Source organism: Elizabethkingia miricola (genome assembly GCF_001675285.1).
Classification (GTDB): domain Bacteria; phylum Bacteroidota; class Bacteroidia; order Flavobacteriales; family Weeksellaceae; genus Elizabethkingia; species Elizabethkingia miricola.
The window spans coordinates 1-2,648 of the sequence record NZ_LSGQ01000022.1; the positions used below are offsets into that span (position 1 = coordinate 1).

At 32.9% G+C, this 2,648-nt stretch carries 8 protein-coding genes; all 8 read left to right on the forward strand.

Annotated elements, in window-relative coordinates; translation table 11 throughout:
- Positions 1 to 61 precede the first annotated feature (61 nt).
- Complete coding sequence (locus ATE49_RS11090) at positions 62 to 526, forward strand: YopX family protein (protein ID WP_081278463.1); 465 nt, start codon at positions 62 to 64, stop codon at positions 524 to 526.
- 2 nt (positions 527 to 528) lie between these two features.
- The gene (locus ATE49_RS11095; protein WP_065082233.1) at positions 529 to 831 is read left to right on the forward strand and encodes a hypothetical protein; all 303 of its coding nucleotides are present in this window, start codon (positions 529 to 531) and stop codon (positions 829 to 831) included.
- Positions 828 to 1,178, forward strand: coding sequence for a hypothetical protein (locus tag ATE49_RS11100; RefSeq protein ID WP_065082234.1), 351 nt, complete (start codon positions 828 to 830; stop codon positions 1,176 to 1,178). Before ATE49_RS11095 ends, ATE49_RS11100 begins: the two co-directional genes overlap by 4 nt.
- Before the next feature lie 4 nt (positions 1,179 to 1,182).
- Positions 1,183 to 1,485: a hypothetical protein gene (locus ATE49_RS11105; RefSeq protein ID WP_065082235.1), complete on the forward strand. Its 303-nt coding sequence runs from the start codon at positions 1,183 to 1,185 to the stop codon at positions 1,483 to 1,485.
- On the forward strand, positions 1,485 to 1,889 hold the full coding sequence (locus tag ATE49_RS11110; protein ID WP_065082236.1) for a hypothetical protein: 405 nt from the start codon (positions 1,485 to 1,487) through the stop codon (positions 1,887 to 1,889). The genes ATE49_RS11105 and ATE49_RS11110 overlap by 1 nt, the downstream gene beginning before the upstream one ends.
- A gap of 2 nt (positions 1,890 to 1,891) precedes the next feature.
- Positions 1,892 to 2,095 (forward strand): hypothetical protein, encoded by a 204-nt coding sequence (locus tag ATE49_RS11115; protein ID WP_065082237.1) that lies wholly within the window; start codon positions 1,892 to 1,894, stop codon positions 2,093 to 2,095.
- Positions 2,092 to 2,349 (forward strand): hypothetical protein, encoded by a 258-nt coding sequence (locus ATE49_RS11120; RefSeq protein WP_065082238.1) that lies wholly within the window; start codon positions 2,092 to 2,094, stop codon positions 2,347 to 2,349. Before ATE49_RS11115 ends, ATE49_RS11120 begins: the two co-directional genes overlap by 4 nt.
- Positions 2,350 to 2,352: 3 nt before the next feature.
- Positions 2,353 to 2,648 (forward strand): hypothetical protein (locus ATE49_RS11125; RefSeq protein WP_155759303.1); only part of this gene is annotated, 296 nt, incomplete at its 3' end.

Consider the following 2,648-nt stretch of genomic DNA (forward strand, 5'->3'; position numbering starts at 1 on the left):
AAATAATTAACTCCCCCCCCTCTGTAATAAGAGGGGACTAAAACAACCAAAATAAAACGATATGAAAAGAGAGATAATTTTTAGAGGAAAAAGAGTGGACAACGGTGAGTGGATCTCAGGTTGGCTAATAAAAGGTTTTGCAGATAGCCTTTACATTATGGATGAATGTAGTTATGGTGAACATTTAGATTATGGAGGTCATGCTTATGGTCGTTTTCATAAAGTAATCCCCGAAACAGTAGGGCAGTTCACCGGACTTTTAGACAAAAAAAATAATAAAGTGTTTGAGGGGGATATTATTGAATTTAAGGTAGATCCAAGTTTCTATATTGATGCAAAATCAGGTGATAAATACATTATAGAATATTATGGAGCTGGGTTTTTCATGAAGCCTATTATTTGGGGAAATAGAAAAATAGATGCTCAAAATTATGTAGGGCTTTTGCCTCCATATCAAACAAGCAATATGAGAAATCACTATGAAATAACCGGCAACATCCACGAAAGTTTAACCCCAAACAAATAATAATGAAAAGACTGGAAGAAATAAAGAACGAAGTAGCAAAAGAACTTGAGTATGCAAACTGGGAAGTTTTAAAGAATGGATTAAGTGATTTTAAGATTGGTATATGCTATGAAGAAGTAGCAAAACGGTACGCCCGCGAAGTAGCTCAGGCTTCTTTGGAGAAGGCAGCGGAGAATGCAAATATTAAGTATCATGATGGACATAATAAACTATATAAAGCTGTAAAACATGTGCAAATAGGTGCTGACAACATCCAGATAGACAAAGAATCAATAACCAACGAATCTAATATAGTAATGTTATGAAGGAGATTGATTTTAAAACTAAACAAGGCACATTTAAACTTGTTGATGGTTGGCCAGAAAATTATGCAACATTTCATGGAAAAGATTGGTTGTTTTCTGAACATGGTACTGGATGTAAAATATTCTATGAAATTAAAAATGTTGAAGAGTATATAGGTACTGTATTCTATCTGGACGAGGACGATTTTGAGGATATAATGGGCAAGCAAAAGGTTTATTCTTGTCCACAAGGAGGAGCTTGTGAATCTGCTGAATTAGCATTTGACTTGCTTATGGTTTCTATGGGGTGTGAAATTTCAAAAATGCCCAATGCGAAAATATTTAAAATAAAATCAACAACAGAGTGATATTATGAGCAAATTTAAAGCAACAAAAGGAAAATGTGAATTATCGGAACCATTTGATGGTACGATTCTAATTGGCGGAAATGTAAAGGCAATAGTATTACCATACTCGATAAAAGGTCTTCAAGAAGAAGATAAGGCAAATGCAGTTTTATTCTCCAAAGCTCCGGAAATGCTTGAAGCTCTACAAGATTTCATTAATGCTAAAAATGAAATATTAAAAGCTTTGGATTATGCTAATAACATGGCAGAAGACTACCAATATTTATTTGATAATGCAGAACAACTAATAAAAGAAGCAACAGAGTAATGGAAACACCAAAAGAACAAGCAATTAAGGCTGCCTACGGGGAGCATTGGGATAAAGTGAAAGATTACGTTAACCTAGATAATGGAATTGCTGAAGTTCCAAGTAGTGTTAATAGAACAGAATATTTAAAAGTATTCAAATTGATTGCCACATGGCCAGATACAGAAGGATTTAAACAAATGTTAATACCATATTCATTGGAAGGACTCGAAAATAACCGAGGCTGGACGCGAATAGAAAGCGAAGTTGATCTGCCAAAATATAATAGTGCTGGAGATTTCTATGTTATGAGTAACGAAGGGAATAAGAAGTTATTAAACGGTGGAAATGCCGTTAGAAATGCATATCGCCTCAAAACAATAACTCACTGGCAATTAATAGAAACAAAACTACCAATATTTTAATTATGAATGGATTAAAAGATGAACAATTTTCTGAAATAAGAAAAAGTTTAACAAAAGATGCAAGTGCTATTTTATATGCAGTTAATTCCGAAAGTGGACATTTAGGAGATATTATTTCCTGTCTTAAAACAACAGTCTCATCAATTGAGTTAAAAATTGAGACTTTGAAGAAAACCTTTAATGATTCCAAAAAGAAAGAATCATGAAAAATAAAGAAACAAGCGTTCAAAAACTTTGTAGGCTTATCAAAGAAAAGTTTGAAATAAATGTAAATGCTGAAACATTTAATAGACTTTATCCGGGATATTGGCAAAGATCACAAGGCACATGGACTTGGGTGATGCAATTTACAGAATCATATATAAGTGATTTTGGATCTCAACATAGTGTTAAAGATTTAATTAGAAACTGGGATAAGGTAGTACTATACGAAGGAAATGAATTAATAATAGAAAATTAATCTATGAAAACAAAATATGTAAAAGTCCCTGTATCGGAGAGACTGCCGAATAAAGAAGAAGAATTTCTAACTAGTAAAGGAGAATTATACTTTTCCATTGAAAGAAAGCAATTTGAAACGTATAAAAACACTCGGAATTCCAATCCTAGTTTTTGGCTAGAAGAAAAAGAAGACCACTCAGAAGAGATGCTTTCTATGTTGGAGGAGGTGAAAAACAAGTTTAAACCATCTTTATCGCATCCATTAGAAGAAGGTCAAGAAGAATTTATAAATCAAATCGAAGAACTAATCAACAAAGT